General features: G+C 75.5%; 12 protein-coding genes. 4 read left to right on the top strand and 8 right to left on the bottom strand.

All coding sequences use genetic code 11. The features are described 5' to 3' along the window. Positions 1–221 precede the first annotated feature (221 nt). Entirely contained in the window at positions 222–914 is a 693-nt protein-coding gene (locus OG550_RS21490; protein WP_327679945.1) for a metal-dependent transcriptional regulator, read from the bottom strand. 220 nt (positions 915–1,134) lie between these two features. Here OG550_RS21490 and OG550_RS21485 point away from each other — a divergent pair, with 220 nt between their 5' ends. From OG550_RS21485 to OG550_RS21475, 3 genes are all read left to right on the top strand, one after another. After that, positions 1,135–1,899, top strand: coding sequence for an SIS domain-containing protein (locus OG550_RS21485; RefSeq protein ID WP_327679943.1), 765 nt, complete (start codon positions 1,135–1,137; stop codon positions 1,897–1,899). A 260-nt stretch (positions 1,900–2,159) separates the two neighbouring features. Beyond that, a complete protein-coding gene (locus OG550_RS21480; protein WP_327679941.1) occupies positions 2,160–3,083 on the top strand; it encodes a DUF4231 domain-containing protein in 924 nt (307 codons plus the stop codon). Between the two features lie 148 nt (positions 3,084–3,231). Beyond that, entirely contained in the window at positions 3,232–4,086 is an 855-nt protein-coding gene (locus tag OG550_RS21475) for an alpha/beta fold hydrolase (protein ID WP_327684026.1), read from the top strand. Here the strand turns inward: OG550_RS21475 and OG550_RS21470 are convergent. The 3 genes from OG550_RS21470 to OG550_RS21460 form a co-directional block, all read right to left on the bottom strand. Beyond that, entirely contained in the window at positions 4,083–5,060 is a 978-nt protein-coding gene (locus tag OG550_RS21470) for a 2-hydroxyacid dehydrogenase (protein WP_327679939.1), read from the bottom strand. The genes OG550_RS21475 and OG550_RS21470 overlap by 4 nt on opposite strands. 94 nt (positions 5,061–5,154) lie before the next feature. Continuing rightward, on the bottom strand, positions 5,155–9,147 hold the full coding sequence (gene fxsT, locus OG550_RS21465) for an FxSxx-COOH system tetratricopeptide repeat protein (protein ID WP_327679937.1): 3,993 nt from the start codon (positions 9,145–9,147) through the stop codon (positions 5,155–5,157). Next, positions 9,144–10,553, bottom strand: coding sequence for a TIR-like protein FxsC (locus OG550_RS21460; protein WP_327679935.1), 1,410 nt, complete (start codon positions 10,551–10,553; stop codon positions 9,144–9,146). The genes fxsT and OG550_RS21460 overlap by 4 nt, the downstream gene beginning before the upstream one ends. Before the next feature lie 566 nt (positions 10,554–11,119). Here OG550_RS21460 and aspS point away from each other — a divergent pair. After that, positions 11,120–12,397, top strand: coding sequence for an aspartate--tRNA(Asn) ligase (gene aspS, locus OG550_RS21455; protein ID WP_327679933.1), 1,278 nt, complete (start codon positions 11,120–11,122; stop codon positions 12,395–12,397). 45 nt (positions 12,398–12,442) lie between these two features. Here the strand turns inward: aspS and OG550_RS21450 are convergent, their stop codons facing one another. The 4 genes from OG550_RS21450 to OG550_RS21435 all read right to left on the bottom strand — a co-directional run bounded on the left by OG550_RS21450 (position 12,443) and on the right by OG550_RS21435 (position 17,702). After that, a complete protein-coding gene (locus tag OG550_RS21450) occupies positions 12,443–13,357 on the bottom strand; it encodes an aminoglycoside N(3)-acetyltransferase (RefSeq protein ID WP_327679931.1) in 915 nt (304 codons plus the stop codon). A gap of 181 nt (positions 13,358–13,538) precedes the next feature. Further along, positions 13,539–16,019: an FxsB family cyclophane-forming radical SAM/SPASM peptide maturase gene (locus OG550_RS21445; protein ID WP_327679929.1), complete on the bottom strand. Its 2,481-nt coding sequence runs from the start codon at positions 16,017–16,019 to the stop codon at positions 13,539–13,541. 63 nt (positions 16,020–16,082) lie between these two features. After that, complete coding sequence (fxsA, locus tag OG550_RS21440; RefSeq protein ID WP_327679927.1) at positions 16,083–16,268, bottom strand: FxSxx-COOH cyclophane-containing RiPP peptide; 186 nt, start codon at positions 16,266–16,268, stop codon at positions 16,083–16,085. 261 nt (positions 16,269–16,529) lie between these two features. Further along, complete coding sequence (locus OG550_RS21435) at positions 16,530–17,702, bottom strand: aKG-HExxH-type peptide beta-hydroxylase (RefSeq protein ID WP_327679925.1); 1,173 nt, start codon at positions 17,700–17,702, stop codon at positions 16,530–16,532. Positions 17,703–17,705: the final 3 nt, after the last annotated feature.

Raw genomic sequence — 17,705 nt, 5'->3', positions numbered from 1 at the left:
GGGTGGCGGGGGCCGTGTCACCGGCCGGGTTCGGGGAGGCCGGTGGCACGGAAGGCAGGGAGGGACGGGGAGGGGCGAGCAGGGCCCGGTGCACGGGGCACCGGGCCCTGTCGGCCGTCCCGGGAGGCCGGGGCCTCGTCAGGTCCGCACGACCGGACCGCACGACCGGGGCCACGCGGTCGGGTCAGCACGGTCAGGTCTCCGCGGTCAGGTCCGCACGGTCAGGTCTGCGCGACGAACACGTGCGCCGCGATCTCCTTGCCCAGCTCCGCGGCGTTCTCGCCGCTGCCCACCAGCACCCCGCCGACCCCGGCGGTGACCCGCACCGTCGAGCCCGGCCGGACACCGGCCCGGCGCAGCGTGCGCATGAGGTCGCCGTCCATCTGGATCGGCTCGCCGATCCGGCGGACGACCACGCTGGCGCCGTCCTCCCCGGGCTTCACCGCGTCCAGCGGGACGAGCCCGGCGTCGTAGCCCTCGCCCTCGGCCTTGGCGTCGCCCAGCTCGTCCAGACCCGGGATCGGGTTGCCGTACGGGGACTGGGTCGGGTGGCCGAGCATGGCGAGCACCTTGCGCTCGACCGTCTCGCTCATCACGTGCTCCCAGCGGCAGGCCTCCTCGTGCACCTGCTCCCACTCCAGGCCGATCACGTCGACCAGCAGGCACTCGGCGATGCGGTGCTTCCGCATCACCCGCACCGCGAGCCGGCGCCCCTCCTCGGTGAGTTCGAGGTGGCGGTCGCCCGCGACCTGGAGCAGTCCGTCACGCTCCATCCGGCCGACCGTCTGACTCACGGTGGGGCCGCTCTGCTCCAGGCGCTCGGCGATCCGGGCGCGCATCGGGGTGATGCCCTCCTCCTCCAGTTCCAGGATGGTGCGAAGGTACATCTCAGTGGTGTCGATCAGCCCAGACATCGCCGCTGGCTCCGTTCCTCGGTGTCCTCACGCCAATTCTGACGCACCGCACCGACTACCGGGTCCGCCGGAGGGCGCCGGTCGCGGGTTTTCGTCGCTGTTGACAGCGGCACCGGTGAGGCAGCACGGTGCTCGCCGTAGCTTTCTCCACCGGCGGTCTGGACCACCCGGACCGCCCCACCCGGCCGGCTCCCCCACCGGCAGAGAGCGAAGGCAGCAGATGAGCGAGCTGGTCGGCCGGTACTTCGACGCCGCGATCGCCCACCTCCAGCGGGTCCGGACCGAGGAGGCGGACGGCATCGAGGCGGCCGCCGCCCTGCTGGCCGAGGCCGTCACCGAGGGGCGCAGAATCTTCACCTTCGGCGCGGGCCACTCCTCGCTGGCGGCCCAGGACGTGGTCTACCGGGCCGGCGGGCTGGTCCCCGTCAACCTCCTGGAGGTCCCCGGCATGGCCGGGGTGACGGTGATGCCCGCGCCGCTCTCCAGCGCGCTGGAGCGGGTCTCCGGCCTGGCCACCACCACCCTGGACCTGACCCCCGCCACCGCCGGCGACCTGCTCTTCGTGATCTCGCTCTCCGGCCGCCAGGTGATGCCGGTCGAGCTGGCGCAGCACGCCCGCGGCCGGGGCCTGCGGGTGATCGGGGTCACCTCGCTCGCCTACCCCGGGGAGGTCTCGTCGGCGCACCCGTCCGGCACCTACCTGAAGGACCACTGCGACGTCGTCCTCGACAACAAGATCGCGGTGGGCGACGGCGAGCTGACCCACCCGGGGGCCGAGACCACCTTCGGCCCGGTCTCCACGATCGTCACCAGTGCCCTGATGCAGGCGGTGGTCGCCTCGGCGGTCGGCCGGCTGGCCGAGGCGGCGGCGGCCGGGGACGGTGCGGCGCCGCCGCTGTTCCGCTCCGGCAACGTGCCCGGCGGAACCGAGTGGAACGCCAAGCAGATGGCCGACAACACCGACCGGATCTTCTACACCTACTGAGTCGGGCCCTGCGCGTCGCGCCCCCGGGGCTGTGGCGCGCAGGGAGGGCACCCGGTCCGGCGGCCGGGGGCGGGGCGGGGGCCCGGGCGGCCACGGGCTGCGGCGGCCCGGGCACCGATATACGGGACAAACTCCGGCGGTTTCCCGGCCAAAGCGGACGGACCGGGGCCGGCCGAGGCGTACCGGCCCGCCCGCCGGGGCAGAGAGCGTGCGACCGGAGCGACTGGTGGGGGCCGAGGATGGCGTCGGGTGCGGGTCCGATGGGCTGGGTGCAGGAGCGCGAGCTGCTGCCCGAACTGTTCTGGGCCGCCGACTCGGCCTCCCAGCAGGGGCAGCGGCGGGCCGTACGGCTCTCCGCCTGGGAGCTGGTGCTGCTGGTGTCCGCCGCCGCGGCCGGCTCCGCCGACGGCGGCCTCTGGGCCTGGCTGGCGGCCGCCGCCTACCTCGGCGCGATCTGCCTGGCCGTGGTGGTGAGCCGGCAGAACCCCCAGGGCCTCTGGTACGAGGGCCGGGCCGCCGCCGAGTCGGTCAAGACCCTCGCCTGGAAGTTCGCCGTCCGCGCCGACGCCTTCCAGCCGCCGCCGCGCAGCCTGCCGGACGCCGAGGGCCTCTACGGCTTCCAGCTGGGCCGGGTGCTGAACGCCTTCCGGGGCAGCCGCGCGGTCGGGCAGGGCCTCGGCGCCCGGCCCGCCGACACCCAGATCACCGAGGCGATGCGCGGGCTGCGGGCCCAGCCGCTGGCGGTCCGCCGGGACGTCTACCTGCGCGAGCGGATCCGGGTGCAGCACGACTGGTACCGGTCCAAGGCCCGCTACTGCGCCCGGGCCGGGTTCTGGACCGGGGTGCTGGGCGTGGTGCTGCCGCTGCTCGGCCTGGTGCTGGCGGCGCTGCGGGCGATGGGCGAGTTCTCCTACGACGCGCTCGGCAGCGTCTCGGCCGTCGCCGCCTCGGTCGCGGCCTGGGCCCAGCTGCGCCAGTACCGCCCGCTGGCCTCGGCGTACGGCCTGGCCGCCCACGAGCTGGAGCTGATCAGCAGTCAGCTCGCCCGTCTGGACGTCGGTTCGGCCGATGCCGAAGAGCTCTGGGCCCGGCTGGCCCGGGACGCCGAGGACGCCGTCTCGCGGGAGCACACGACCTGGCAGGCGCGCCGCGAGGTCCGCGGCACGACCGACCGGGACCACTGACCGGGACCGGGACCGGCGCCGGGATCAGGACCACTGACCGGACCGCCGGCCGGGCCCCGACCGGGCCCGCCGGGCGGATCCACCGATCGGGCGCACCGGCCGAACGGCCGGGCCCCGAGAGCCGAGGAGGTCGCACGTGGCGCTACGGATGGTCAAGGCGGCGGACGGCCGCGCGATCGCGGTCGAGACCCACGGCGACCCGCGCGGCCGCCCGGTGTTCCTGCTGCACGGCATGCCCGGCAGCCGGGTCGGCCCGCACCCGCGCAGCACCGTCCTGTACCGGCTCGGCGTCCGGCTGGTCTCCTTCGACCGGCCCGGCTACGGCGACTCCACCCGGCTGCCCGGCCGGCGGGTGGCCGCGGCGGCCGCGGACGTCCGGACCATCGCGGACGACCTCGGCATCGACTCCTTCGCGGTGCTCGGACGCTCCGGCGGCGGACCGCACGCACTGGCCTGCGCGGCGCTGCTGCCCGGCCGGGTCACCCGGGCGGCCGTCCTGGTCGGCCTGGCGCCCCGGGACGCCGCCGGCCTCGACTGGTACGGCGGGATGACGCCGTCCAACGTCCGGGCCTACCGGGAGGCGGAGCGGGGGCACGACCGGATCGCGGCCGGCATGCTGTTCCGCTCGCAGCAGATCAGGGCCGACCCGATCAGCCTGCTCAAGGGCCTGCGGCCCGAACTCCCGCCCACCGACCGGGAGGTGGTGGCCGACACCGGGCTGCGGCGGATGCTGCAGAGCAACTACCGGGAGGCGTTCCGGCACGGCGCCGACGGCTGGATCGACGACGTGCTGGCGTTCACCGCCGGCTGGGGCTTCGAGGTCGGGGACATCGCGGTGCCGACCTGGCTCTGGCACGGCGCCGACGACCAGTTCTCCCCGGTCGACCACTCCCGCTGGCTGGCCGACCACATCCCCGGTGCGGAGCTGTTCCTGGAGCCCGGCGCCGCCCACTTCGGCGCGTTCCGGGTGATGACCACCGCCCTCAACTGGGCGGCGGGTTAGCCGATCGGACCGACCGGGGCGACCGGCGTGACCGGCGCTCCGCCGGCCAGGACCGCGAGGACGTTGTCGACCGCGAGGCCGCCCATGGCCTGCCGGGTGCGGACGGTGGCGCTGCCGAGGTGCGGGGCGAGCACGGCGCGCTCCTGGGCCAGCAGCGCGGCCGGGACGGCCGGCTCGTGCTCGAAGTTGTCGACGGCGGCGGCGGACAGCGCCCCGGACTCCAGGGCGGCGGCGAGCGCCTCCTCGTCGACGACGCCGGCGGTCATCGACACCACCACCGCGCCGGGCGGCAGCAGGGCCAGCCGGCGGGCGTCCAGCAGGTGCCGGGTGGCGTCGCTGAGCGGGCAGGTGACGACCAGCACGGGGGAGGCGGCGAGCAGGTCGTCCAGCGGCAGCCACTCGGCGCCGCCGGCCTGTCCGGGCGGCAGCGGGCGGCGGTTGTGGTAGCCGACCGGCATGTCGAACGCGTGGGCCCGGCGGGCCACCGCCTGCCCGATCCGGCCCATGCCGAGGACGCCCAGCGGGGTGCCGGCCAGCTCCATGCCGAGCATGAAGGTGGGTGCCCAGGCCCACGGCCGGCCGGAGCGCAGCAGCCGCTCCCCCTCGCCGAGCCGGCGGGTGGCGGCCAGCAGCAGCGCCCACGCCATGTCGGCGGTGGCGGCGGTGAGCACGCCGGGGGTGTTGGTCACCAGGACGCCGCGCGCGGCGCAGGCGGCGAGGTCGACGTTGTGGTGCCCGACCGCGTGGTTGGCCACGACCTTCAGGCCGGGCCCGGCCGCGTCGAGGAGTTCGGCGTCGACCGCGTCGTCGAGGGTGGTGATCAGGGCGGCCCGGCCGCGGACGGCGGCCAGCAGTTCGGCGCGCGGCAGTGGCAGTTCGGAGTCGTGCACGGTGGCCGCGTGGTGCGCGGTGAGCCGTTCGACGACGCCGGGTGCGAGGCGGCGGGTGACCAGGACCGGGGGCAGCTCGTTCATCAGGCCCGAAGCATACGCGGGGTGCCGCCGAGGCGGCGCGGGCTCGGGGCCGGGCGGGGACGGGCAGCCGTGCCGCCCGGCCCCGCCGCTCCCGTCAGACCGGCTGCGGTTCGAGGTCGCGGTTGATCCGCTTCCAGCCCCGGACGGCCACGGTGTTGGGGTGCTCCTCGCCGAACTGGCGGATCAGTTCGGCGATCGCCCGGGCCCGGAGTTCGGCGGCGGGGGTGTGCCGGCCGGCCACCCGCAGGGTGACCGCCAGGTTCGCCTCGCAGGCGACCGCGTCGGGGTGGCGGGCCGAGTAGCGGTTGCAGAGGCCCGCGTGCGCGGTGCGGCCGAGCTCCTCGGCGAGGTCGGTCCGGCCGTCGTCGCCGTGGGCGTTGGCCAGGTTGATCATGGCGATGAGGGTGTAGGGGTGGTCCGGTCCGACCGAGCGGGTGAGGCCCTCCACGGTGGCCGTGCCGCGGGCGATCGCGCCGGGGACGTCCCCGCTGCCGCGCAGGTAGATGCCGAGGTTGTTGGCGCAGGCGAGGGAGAACGGGTGCTCGTCGCCGAACAGCCGCCGGTGGCCCTCGTAGACGGTGGCGCACAGGTCGCGGGCGGCCTCCTTGTCGCCGGACGCGCTGTGGTCGGCGGCCAGGTTGAGCGCGCAGGCCAGCGCGTCGGGCGCGTCGGCGCCGTAGCGCTCCAGGTAGCGCTCGTAGGTCTCCTTGGTGATCCGGCGGGCCTCGGCGAGCCGGCCGATCCGGCGCAGTGAGACGGCCAGCGACTTGGCGTTGCGCAGGTTCTCCGGGAGGTCCGGGTCGAGGACGTCGCCGAGGTCGTCGGTGACCTCCTGGAGGAGTTCCACCGAGCCCCGGTAGTCGCCGAGTTCGCGCAGGTCGCGGGCGAGGTTGGACTTGGTGGAGAGGGTGTACGGGTGGCGCGGCCCGAGCACGGCGGTGCGGCGGTCCAGGGTCTCCTGGTCGAGTTCGCGGGCGGCCTCGCTGTCGCCGACCAGCCGGTAGTCGATGGCCAGGTTGTTCGCCATGGAGAGCGTGCGGGGGTTGTCGTCGCCGAACAGCTCCCGGAACTGGTCGAGGATCTCGCGGTCCAGGTCGAGGGCGGCCTGGAACCGGCCCAGGGCCCGCCGGTCGGCGCCGAGCGAGCCCGCGGTCATCAGGGTGTAGGGGTGGTGCTCGCCGAGCAGCGCCCGCTGGCGTTCCAGGGTGGACTCGTCGAGGGCCAGCGCCTCGGCGTAGTTGCCCTGCGAGCGCAGCACGTTGGCGAGCTGGAAGCGGAGCAGCAGGGTCTGGCGGTCGTCCTCGCCGAGCTTCCTGGTCCACTCCTCGTCCAGTGCGTGGCCGAGGTCGCGGGCCCGGTCGAGTTCGCCGCGCTTCCACAGGTAGCGGACCCGGTCGATGAGCAGCTGGCGGGTGTCGGCCTCGTCGCAGTTGTGGGCCTTGGAGGGCGACAGGTGGGGCCAGATCTCGTCGAAGGCGGGCCAGTTGGCCGGGTCGTCGGTGTCGCCGAGGGAGGGCCGGGCGCCGGTGAGGATGCGGTGCACCTCGTGCACGGCGACCTCCTGCTCGTCCTCGGTCATCTCGGCCCGGATGACGGCCTGGACCAGCCGGTGCACCTGGAAGCTGTTGGTGCCGGCGTCGACCTTGGCCAGCGCGTACCGGCCGATCGCCTGGATCACCTTGCCGAGCATGAACTTGTCGCTCAGGTCCGCGTCGTACTGGACGAGGGCGCGGATCATCTGGTCGCTGTAGAACAGGTTCATCGAGATCGGCTCGGGGGCGAAGAACGCGCAGAGCTGGAGCAGTCGGACGGCGGCCGGGGACTGCTCGCGGAGCCGGGCGATCGAGACGTTCCAGGTGGCGCCGACCGGCGTCGGGTAGTCGGCCGGGCGGGTGCCGGCCAGCGCGCGGGCCGCCTCGGCCTGCAGCTGGGCGACGTAGGTGTCGACCGGGGTGCCGGTGGTGTCCAGCCAGGCGGCGGCGACCTCGACGGCCAGCGGCAGGTCGCCGACCGCCTCGGCGACCCGGTCGGCGTCCGGCCGGGAGAGGCCGCGGGCGCGCCGGCAGAGGTGCTCGACGCTCTCGCCGCGGGTGAAGACGTCCACCTCCAGGGCCTCGGCGTGCCCGGACCAGGCCTGGTTGCGGGAGGTGACCAGGATGTGGCCGGACCCGCCGGGGAAGAACCGGCGGATCTCGGCCGGCTCGTCCGCGTTGTCGAAGATCAGCAGCCAGCGCGAGGTGGGCACGCCGCGCCGCAGCGCCTCCCGGGCGGCCTCGGCGGCCTCGGTCACCGAGTCGCCGACCCGCAGGCCGAGCCGGCGGGCCAGGTCGGCGAGCGCGGGCGCGACCAGCTCGGTCTGCTCGGCGTCGATCCACCAGACCAGGTCGTAGTCGGACATGAAGCGGTGCGCGTACTCCAGCGCGACCTGGGTCTTGCCGACGCCGCCGAGCCCGTACAGGGTCTGCGGGGTGGGCAGCACCGCGGCCATTCCGCCGCGCAGCTGGTTGCGCAGCTGCTCCAGGACGGCGGAGCGCCCGGTGAAGGAGGGGTTGCGCGGCGGGACGTCCCAGACCTGCGGCTTGCTGCCGGGGAACCGGGGTCCGCCGGCCGGGCTCTCGGCGAGTGCGACGTCGCCGCGGCCGAGCGCGCGCAGCAGGGTTTGCACCGACTGGGCCTCGTCGCGGCCGACCAGGTCGACCGGGTTGCGGTTGGAGAACGGCGCGGTCAGCCGGACATCGCCGACCCGGACCGGGACGAGCTGGCGGCGGGTGCCGGACGGGTCGGAGCTGACCACCGACTCCCAGAGGGCGCGGGCCTGCGGCGAGCGCTGGTAGGCGGGCGACAGGACCGCGACGGTCCGGTAGGCGGCGTCGATGCCGCGCTCGGTGTCCTGGCGCGGGTCGGTGCCGGCGCTGAGGTCGCGGGGCAGCACCCGGAAGCCGGCCCGGGTGAGCACCGACTCGATCCAGTCCGCCCACATCCGGTCCTCGGGGACGTAGGAGAGGTAGAGGTCGGCCGGGACGGACGGACGGCGCCGGGTGAACGCGTCCACGTAGCGCAGCCGCATCTCCTCGTCGATCGGCGGCAGCGAGACGACCCGCTCCTCGGTGATCGCCGCGGTGAGCCGCTCGCAGGCGGCCAGCATCGAGGTCTGGGTGCCGCCCTGGTCGCCGAAGGTGGCGAGGATCTCCTCGTAGGCGTAGAACGGCCGGTAGGGGATCTCCACCGACCCCCAGTAGTGGGCGAGCGCCTCGCCGTCGAGGCCGGCCGGCAGGCCGTCGAAGCGGATCCGGGCGAGTGCCCGGCCGGCGTCGGCCTTCTCCTTCTCGCCCTCGTCGATCCGCATCGGCACCGGCAGGATGCGGATGCCGCGCTCGCGGTAGCGGTCGTGGATGTGCTGGGCGATCCGGGAGGCGCCGTCGATGGACTGGTCGCTGAGGGTGAAGCAGACGACCAGGTCGTCGGGCATCTGGACGGTGCAGATCTCGGCGATGTCCGAGAGGCCGGTGCGGGAGTCGATCAGCACGTAGTCGTAGTGCTTGCTCATGTCGGCGCGCAGGGCGTCGAAGAACTGCCCGCCGTCGAAGCGGTCGTAGAAGATGTCCCAGTCGAGGTGGGTGACGGCCTCGGAGTAGTCCCGGTTGAACTGGCCGGCGGAGAGGAAGTCCAGGCTGCCGCCGAGCGGGAACAGCGGCCAGGAGAGCGAGAGCGCGTGCGGGTGCACCCGGGCGAAGTCCAGGTGCCAGCCCTCGGCGTGCTCGACCGGGCGGAGCGCCTCCTCCCGGTACTCGGCGATCAGGTCCATCATCCCCGTGGTCCCGGCGAGGGCGGCCTGGTCGAGGAAGGGGTGGAAGAACTTGGCCAGGCCCGGCGCCTCCAGGTCCCAGTCCACGGTGAGCACCCGGAAGCCGTTGGCGGCCAGGATCCAGGCGGTGTTGGCGAGCGCCATGGTGCGGCCGGTGCCGCCCTTGTAGGAGTAGAAGGTGATGATCCGTCCGTGCCGGTCCCGCTCCGCCTCGCGCTGGGCGGCGAGTTCCTCGGCGGTGAGTCCGCCGATGCGGAGGTTCCTGGTGCGGTTCTCGCTCATGTGGTTCCTCCCCCGGGCGTCCCGTCGTCCGGGCGGTCGCCTCTCTGGCGTGCAGGGTGGTCGTCGTGACCGAACGGGTCGTCCTGGCCGAAGGGGTCGTCCGGTTCGGACGGGTCCCCGCCGTAGCGGTCGGGGCCGGCTCGTCCGCCCTGCGGCCGGAAGGCGCCGCGCAGGCTCGGGCGGGGGGCCGGCGGCGCCTCCGGTTCGGTCCTGGTGCGGCCCTCGAAGGCGTACTTGGCCTTCATCGCGGCCCTCGGCAGCGCGTCGTCGAACTCCTCCAGGCTGGCCAGCCCGGGGGTGCCGCCGATCACGCCGAGGAAGCTGGGACGGGCCGCACGGTGGGTCAGCCGCAGGACCTGGTCGGCGAGTTCGGCCATCTCGCGGTGGCGTTCGACGCAGTCCGGGTCGTCCGCGTTCCACGGCTCCAGCACGCTGACCCAGGCCGAGTCGGAGCGGTCGAACCGCCGCACCAGCTCGCGGCGCCGCTCGTCGCAGAGCGCCCAGCGGTCGAGCAGCAGCAGGCCGGGGGCGGTGGGCTCGCCGCCGCCGAGCAGTGCCTCGGCCTCGTCGTCGAACTCGTGCACGGTCGGCTGGAACCCCAACTGCCGGGCCAGCCGGACGGCGTGCTCGGCGAGCGGGCGGTTGGCGGCCGGCCGGTAGGGGTGCCAGTCGGTGCGGCGGGTGCCGTAGTAGTCCGGGTTGCGGTCGACCGGCACCTCGCCCTGGTGGTACGAGAGGACCGAGATCCGCAGCCGCTTGGTCGGTGCGGCGACGTCGAAGGCGCTCGGCTGGGCGTTGAAGTCGAGCCGCCGCCCGACCGGGATCACCGTCTCCTCGGCCACCTCGACGATCCGCGCGGCCAGCCGGTGCACGGCCAGCTCGTACGCGGAGCGGAAGTAGCTGAGCTTCATCAGCGCGTACAGTCCCTCGGCGGCGTAGTCGGGGCCGAAACTGGCGTGGTTGAACTGGAGTTCGCTCGCCACCTTGGGCAGCTTGTAGCGGCTCATCGGTGCCCAGAGCACCGGGACGATGCCGCTGGTCCGCTCGGAGTCGATGGTCGCCGGGTAGACCGGGCGGCGGGTGAAGGCGTGCCACTCCTGGCCGCACGGGATGCTGTTGAAGTAGCGCGGCGAGTACAGCGGCACGAACACCCGGCAGCTGGCCAGCTCCTCGGAGAGCCGCTCGGCCCAGAGTTCGCCCTGGTGCATGGACTCGTCCATGAAGCCGACCGGCACGCCCGCCGGCACGGTGGTGAGCTGGAGGACCGCCTCGCAGAGGTCCCGGTAGAGCTGGCGCACCCAGTGGTTGGGGTCACCGGCTCCGCGCGCGCCCGCCTTCGGGGTGTGCGCGTAACTGAGGAAGAAGTAGGGCCGGGCCGCGTCCTCGTCCCAGCCGTGGTCGTTCACACGCGCCTCCCCCTGGCCCCCCGGCAACCTCTTTCCCGCGCGTCCCCGTTCGCGGGGCTTCAGTGTAGGAACGACCCGGGGGGCATGGGAATAGCACATGGGGGCCGCCGGATTGACATGACCGAAACGACCGGGGGCGCACGGTCGCACGCGCGCGCGGGTCCTGGGCCCCGTCCGGACGGGTGGACCCCGGCGCATCGGACGCGGGGCGGCGGGCGTCCCCTCCGGCGACGGGCGCGCCGAGCACGGCGACCGCCCCGCACCGGTGAAATCGCGTTGCCCGGCGCCCGGCCCGCACCTACGCTCGTCGGAACACGTCGAGGGAGACGAGTACCTCCGGGTCACCGCGGGCGGAGAGAGCCGCCGGCAGCTGGGAACGCGGCCCCGCGCCCCGGGGGGAAGACACTCCTGAGTGCGGGGAGGCAATGCCCCGCCGGCCGGCCCCCGTCACCGGGCCCGAACGAGGCCGGTGCCCTCCGTGGCGCCGGCGAAAGTGCGGTGGCACCGCGAGTCCCTTCTCGCCCGCACTCCCAAGGGATCACGGCGAACGCCCCCGGAGGGCTGCGATGATCCACCCGACCACCCGTGTCCTGGCCGCCGAACTACCCGGCCGCGTCGGCGAATCCGTCGAGATCAGCGGCTGGCTGCACCGCCGCCGCGGACTGAAGTCCGTCACCTTCCTGATCCTCCGGGACCGCTCCGGCCTCGCCCAGGTGGTGACCGCCGGGGGCGGCCCCGACCTCCCGGAGGAGACCGTGCTGCGCGTCCGCGGCACCGTCACCGCCAACCCCCAGGCGCCTGACGGGGTCGAGCTCACCGGGCCGGAGGTCGAGGTGCTGTCCAGCCTCGCCGAGCCGCCGCCGTTCAGCCTGTTCCGGCCGACCGTGCCGGCCGCGCTGCCGGTCGTCCTGGACCACGCGCCGGTGGCGCTGCGGCACCCGCACCTCAGCGCCGTCCACCGCGTCTCGGCCGCCTCGGTGGCCGGCTTCCGGTCCACCCTGGACGGCCTCGGCTTCACCGAGATCCAGACCCCGAAGGTCGTCTCCTCGGCCACCGAGTCCGGGGCGAACGTCTTCGCCCTCGACTGGTTCGGCGAGCGGGCGTACCTCGCGCAGTCGCCGCAGTTCTTCAAGCAGACCATGGTCGGCGTCTTCGAGCGGGTCTACGAGACCGGACCGGTCTTCCGGGCCGAACCGCACGACACCGCCCGGCACTTGGCGCAGTACACCAGCCTGGACGCCGAGCTGGGCTTCATCACCGACCACCGCGAGGTGATGGCCGTCGTCCGCGAGGCCGTCGCCGGGATGGTCGCCGCGGTCGCCGAACGCGCCTTCCGGGCCGTCGGACTGCTGTCGGTGGAGCTCCCGCGGGTGCCGGAGGAGATCCCGTGGATCCACTTCTCCGAGGCCATGCGGCTGCTGGGCGCCGACGAGCCGGACCTCGCCCCGGCCCACGAGCGCGCCCTCGGCGAGTGGGCGCTGCGCGAGCACGGCAGCGAGTTCCTGTTCGTGGTCGGCTACCCGATGCGCAAGCGCCCGTTCTACACCCACCCGGAGCCCGGGCGGCCCGAGTACTCCAACAGCTTCGACCTGCTGTTCCGGGGTCTGGAACTGGTGACCGGCGGGCAGCGCCTGCACCGGCACGAGGACTACCTGGCCGCCCTCGCCGCCCGGGGCGAGTCGCCGGAGCCGTACGCGAGCTACCTCGCGGCCTTCGCCCACGGGATGCCGCCGCACGGGGGCTTCGCCCTCGGCCTGGAGCGCTGGACCACCCGGCTCACCCGCGCCGACAACGTCCGCCGCAGCACCCTGTTCCCGCGCGACCTGCACCGCCTGTCGCCCTGACCGCCGCCCGTGGACGCCCGCCGCACCCCGGCGGGCGTCCGCGGTCTACCGCCCGCGCCGCTCCCGGAGCACCTCGACGGCGAGGTCGACGGCCTCGCGCACGGGGACCAGCCGGCACCCGGCGCCGCCGATCCGCCGGTCCGCCGCTCCCCCTGCGCGGGACAGCACCTCCGCCCCCAGCTCGGCGAAGTGCAGGTCGTCCAGGTCCGGGGCGGTGAAGGAGACCCAGCCCCCGGGGCCGGAGCACCGGTACTCGCGCAGCCGGACGTCCGGCATCCGCAGGTCGGCCAGGTGGAAGGGGGTGAAGCGGGACATCGGGACGCCGACCATCAGCACCCGGGCGTCCAGCTCGTACAGCCGGCCGAGCGGGGAGTCCGGTCCGAGGTGCGAGGTGAGCCGGTGGTCGCGGACGACCTGCCCGGCCCGGGCGCCCAGCGCGGCGAAGGAGGTCTGCGGGTGGGCGCTGCGCAGGGCGCCGGGCCGGGTGCGGATCTCCTCGGAGAGCGCGCCCATGGTCGGCGAGCAGGGCGTGCGGGCCGGGTCGAAGCGCGGCATCCGGGCCCGGTGCGCGGCGGCCTCCGCCTCGCTGAGGCCGGCGACGGCGGCGAGGTGGAGACGGGAGGTCGAGGAGTTCTCCGGAGTGGCGGTGTAGGCGACCAGGGTGCCGTCGGACTGGCCGCCGAGCGCGTCCAGCAGGGCGTCGGCGACGGTGGCGGCGCCGCCGTCGACCGGGCCGAGGGCGCGCAGCGAGGCCTGGACGAGCAGGACGCCGCCCGGCCGGACGCCGAGCCCGGCGAACCGGTCGGCGAGCCGTTCCCGGGTCAGCGGTGGCGCACCGGTCGGCGGCGGCGGCGCGGACCGTGGTGGCGCACCGGTCGGCGACGCGCGGCCGGCGGCGGCGTGCACGGGCGGGGCTGCCGTGGTCACGGGGGTGACGGCGGCACGGGTCTCGGTGGTCATGGCATGTCCCGGGGGTGACGGCCACGGACGGGGGATCCGCGGCCAGGGTAGACGGCGGGGGCGCGGCGGGGAACGGGGCGTCGGCTCCCGGCCGCCGGGCACCGGCGTGCGCCCGGCGGAGGGCCGGGCCGCGGATCGGCCCCCGCCGGGCGGGGGCCGACGGGGGCCCGGCCCGCGGCGGTCAGCCGGCCGCCGCCGGGAGGCGGTCGCGGCGCGCCCGCTCGGCGGCGTCCTCGGCGGACTTCGGCAGCGGGACCGCAAGCCAGGGGTCGGCGGTCTCCCGCATCCCCTCCGCGAAGCGCAGGCCGAGGGCGGTCAGCGATCCGGAGCCGGCCAGCCGCTCCACGGCGTCGGCGGTGTAGCGGCGCCAGAGCGCGAACTGGGCCCGGGCGTGGTCGGCGCTCCCGCCGGGCAGGCCGTCGTGGGCCCGGACCCTCGTGCCCCAGTACGCCGTCACCGCGAGGTGGGCGTAGGTGCCCTGGAGCAGTCCTTCCAGGGGGCGCGGGTCGGGCCGCCAGGGCGCGTCGTACAGCGACGTGTCGGCCGGGTCGTAGAGGTCGGCCTGGTCGAGCACCGCGCCCAGCTTGACGTGCTGGAACTCATGGGCGAGCAGCAGCGCCAGGGTGGGCGCGGTCGCCGGGCGGGCGATCCCGACCGCGCCGTAGGCCTGCCGGGCGGCGGCGCTGACGTCCCGGCCGGGCGGGCCCGGGCGCAGCGGGGTGACGGTGGTCAGACCGGCCCGCAGCCCGTGGGCGTACTCCGGGAGGTCGCGGTCCAGCAGTTCGGCCGCCTCCCGCAGGGCCCAGCTCCAGGCGGCGAGTTCGGGTTCGCCGAGCCGGTCGGCCACCGGCCACTGGTGGCTGTCCCGCTGGGGGTCGACGTCCTCCAGGGCGAGCGTCCAGCCACCGGCCAGGGCGACCCGCCGGACCGGCTGCCAGCGCGGGTCGCCGTCGCCAGGGCGGACGAGCGCACCGTCGTCGGCGCGGACGGTGAACCCCTTCCGCTCCCCGGTGACGACCGCCTCGCGGACTCCGGCGCCGAGGTCGATCCGGCCGAGCGTGGGCAGGTGCAGCACGCCGTCCCGGAGCGGGACGGCGACGGCGTCCCCGCGTCCGGCCCGGACCGCCGCGACGGCGGCCAGCCCGGCCAGCGGCGCGAGGCCCGCCGCCGGGTCGCCGCCCAGCCGGCGGGCGGCCCAGGCGCGGGCGTACGGGTGTGCGAGCACCGCGTCGACGGCGGCGGGCGCGGCGGTGTCGAGCTCGGCGAGCAGCTCCCAGGCGGCCGAGCGGGCCAGCCCGGCGGTGCTCCGGACGGCGGCCAGCATGGCGCGCCCCAGGGCGAGTTGGGCGCGGTTGAGGGCGCGGACGGTGTCGGCGCCGCCGTGGCCGCGGGCCAGTTCGTCGAGTTGCGCGCCGGTGAGTCCGGCCGGCACGACCGGCTCGCCGCCCTGGACCGGCACGGCCGCGGCTGCGGCCGGCTCGACGGCGGAGGCCGGGGACACGGCGGCGGCCGGGGACACGGCGGCGACGGCGGCCGGCCGCACGGGCTCGCCGGAGCGGTCGGCGATGCCGTTGATCAGGGTCATGAGGTCCCCGCAGTAGACGGACGGGTGGTCGAAGCCGCCGTCCCGGTAACGGTGCGCGTACAGCCCGCCCCCGCAGGAACGGACCACCGGGCAGGCGCGGCAGGTGGCGCTGAGCCCGGCCAGGCCGGTCTGCCGGGCGGCCATGCCGGGGTGGAGGGCGACCTCGTCGAGGCTGTGGGCGAAGACGTCCATCCCGGTGGCGGGGGCCCCGTCGTACGCGGTCTTCAGGCTGTCGGCCTGCTCGAAGCTGCCGTCGGTCTCCAGCACCACCAGCGAGGACGGCTCCAGGCCGAGCGACTCGGTGAGGCTGGAGAGCCCGTGCCGGGTGCGGTGGACGGAGTCGAAGGTGCGGACGGCGAACGGGCGGCCGTCCGCCTCCCAGAGGTCGTGGACGGTGAGCAGCCAGTCCGCGTACGGGGTCGGGCCGTGCGTGGAGGGACGTTTCGGCGGCTGTTCCCAGGTGGCGTGCGGGAGCAGGAAGTCGACGGCCGGGGGGTCGAGTTCGGCGAGCGCGCGGTAGACCGCGACCGGGTCGTTCTCGACGTCGACGGTGCAGAGCAGGCCCGCGTAGAGGTGCCGGTACCCGGGCCGGCGGAGCAGCGCCACCGCGCGGAGCACCTGCGGGTGGCTGGAGCGGCCGTCGGCGTAGCGGCGGTGGCGGTCGTTGGCGGCGCGGTCGCCGTCCAGCGAGACGCCGACCCTGATGTCCAGCTCGTCGAAGAGGTCGCAGAAGGCGGTGTCGAGCAGCACGCCGTTGGTGTGGATCCGCAGGTCGAGGGCGCAGCCGGGCGGCAGGGCGGCGCGGAACCCCTCGGCGGCGCGGCGGATCCGTTCCGGGCCGGCCAGCAGGGGCTCTCCCCCGTGCAGGACGACCCGGACGGACGGCAGCCGATGCGCGGCCGCGTGCTCGCCGACGCGTTCGGCGGCCTTGGCCAGGACCCGGTCGCCGACGGCCCTGGGGCGCCCGCGCCAGCTGGTGTCCGCATGCTCGTAGACATAGCAGTGGTCGCAGGCCAGGTCGCAGCGACTGTGCACCTTGACGACGAATTGCGTCAGTGGCACCGGAATTGGCGTCATCGCGGCATCGGATTCGATCGGATTCGCTCGGAGGGGAACCGGCCCGGAGAGGGGTCGGGTCTGTCAGATCGAGGAATTGAAGGCGGCGACCGGCACCAGTCCGGAGTCCGCCCCGGGCAGGGCTCGATGCAGTCGGGCGGCGAGCTCCTCCGTGCCGAGCGCGGTCAGGTCGGCGAGCGAGAGTCGCTCCACCGGCTTCTGAGTGTCCGTCAGGTCGGTGCGTGGCATGGTGCTGGTTACCGGTGTCATATTCGTTCCTTCTGGCGCGGTTAGAACCTGCCGACAGTGGGTACCCCACTCGCTCGACAAATGTAGTGGCTGGAAGGGCCCGACGCGGTACCCCGCATCGGGCGAATCGGCGTCGGCCCAGGTACCGGGCCCCTCGACCCCGGAAATTCACTCGTCCAGCGGTCGCGCATCCGCCGGTTCCTACGCCCTGGGGCCTCCCGCCGCACCCGGGGACCCGGCCCGGCCCCCGGTGGACCGCACCCCGGGGCGGGAGCGGCCCGATCACTCGAACGCGCGCACCGCCCGTGCCATTTCCGCCACGAACGCGCTTCCGGCGGTGGTGAGTTCGCCGCTCGCCGCCAGGGTGGCCAGGGCGGCCCCGGTGTGCACCCGCCAGCGGAGGTACTCGCGCTCGGCCCGCTCCCGGCCCGGCGCTCCGGCCGCGAGCTCGGCCCGCCAGAATCCGGTGACGCCCAGGTGCGCGTAGGCCCCCTGGAGCAGGGCGCCCACCGGACGCGGGTCGGGCCGCCAGGGCGCGTGGTGGACGGCGGCCCCGTTGGGGTGGTGGAGCGGCACCAGGTCCAGCAGCGCGCCGAGTTGGACGTGCAGGAACTCGTGCACCAGGGCCAGCGCCAGCAGCACCGGCTCGGCCGGGAGGGAGGCCGCCACCGCGCCGTAGGCCCGCCGGGCGGCGGCGCTGACCGCCGACCCGTCCGGAGCCGGGCGCAGCGGCACCAGGACGGAGACGCAGGCCGCCACCGCCTCCGCGTGCGGGCGGTGACGGCGCACCAGGACCTCCCAGGCACCGGCCAGTGCCCCGCGCCAGGAGTCGAGTCCGGCGGCGCCGAGCGGTCCGGTTACGGGGCGGCCGTAGTCGGCGCGGCGCGGACCGGCGTGGTCCAGCAGCGGCGTCCAGCGCAGCCCGTCGCACTCCAGCCGGACGGGCTCACCGACCGGCCCGCCCCGGACGAACTCCCCCAGCCCGCCGAGCGGAACACCGGTACCACCGGCACCGGCCCCGACCCCGGCCCCGGCCCCGGCCGCCAGGGCGCGCAGGCGGTCGGCCGCCCACGCGTCCAGCTCCGGCCGCAGCAGCACCTGCTCCCAGCGCTCCGGGTCGGTCTCCCGGAGCGCCCCGAGCTCCCGGTAGGCCGCCGCGAAGCCGCCGTCGGCCGCCGGCAGCCCCCTCCGCAGGGCGAGCAGCAGCAGGGCCCGCTTGCTCAGCTGCCCGGCCCGCAGCAGCCGGACGGCCTCCGCGCCGCCGCGCGCGGCGGCGAGCTCCCGGAAGGTGGCCCCGTCCACCCCGTGCCGGGGCAGCCCGGCGCCTCCCCGGGCCGCCGGCACCCCCGGCGCCGACCCGCCGCCGCCCGCTCCCGCGTCCCTGCCGCTGTCCACGTCCACGTCGCCGTCCACGTCCACGTCCACGTCCGTGCCGGAACCCGTACCCGCACCCATCGC

This window comes from Kitasatospora sp. NBC_00458, assembly GCF_036013975.1.
GTDB lineage: Bacteria > Actinomycetota > Actinomycetes > Streptomycetales > Streptomycetaceae > Kitasatospora.
This window is presented reverse-complemented; position numbering and strand designations above follow the sequence as displayed.

Excerpts from the sequence above, each read along its gene's own strand:
- OG550_RS21470 (WP_327679939.1), bottom strand. The coding sequence starts at position 5,060 with ATGAACGAGCTGCCCCCGGTCCTGGTCACCCGCCGCCTCGCACCCGGC.
- OG550_RS21450 (WP_327679931.1), bottom strand. The coding sequence starts at position 13,357 with ATGACCACCGAGACCCGTGCCGCCGTCACCCCCGTGACCACGGCAGCC.
- OG550_RS21490 (WP_327679945.1), bottom strand. The coding sequence starts at position 914 with ATGTCTGGGCTGATCGACACCACTGAGATGTACCTTCGCACCATCCTG.
- OG550_RS21485 (WP_327679943.1), top strand. The coding sequence starts at position 1,135 with ATGAGCGAGCTGGTCGGCCGGTACTTCGACGCCGCGATCGCCCACCTC.
- OG550_RS21435 (WP_327679925.1), bottom strand. The coding sequence starts at position 17,702 with ATGGGTGCGGGTACGGGTTCCGGCACGGACGTGGACGTGGACGTGGAC.
- fxsA (WP_327679927.1), bottom strand. The coding sequence starts at position 16,268 with ATGACACCGGTAACCAGCACCATGCCACGCACCGACCTGACGGACACT.
- OG550_RS21480 (WP_327679941.1), top strand. The coding sequence starts at position 2,160 with ATGGGCTGGGTGCAGGAGCGCGAGCTGCTGCCCGAACTGTTCTGGGCC.
- aspS (WP_327679933.1), top strand. The coding sequence starts at position 11,120 with ATGATCCACCCGACCACCCGTGTCCTGGCCGCCGAACTACCCGGCCGC.
- fxsT (WP_327679937.1), bottom strand. The coding sequence starts at position 9,147 with ATGAGCGAGAACCGCACCAGGAACCTCCGCATCGGCGGACTCACCGCC.
- OG550_RS21475 (WP_327684026.1), top strand. The coding sequence starts at position 3,232 with ATGGTCAAGGCGGCGGACGGCCGCGCGATCGCGGTCGAGACCCACGGC.
- OG550_RS21445 (WP_327679929.1), bottom strand. The coding sequence starts at position 16,019 with ATGACGCCAATTCCGGTGCCACTGACGCAATTCGTCGTCAAGGTGCAC.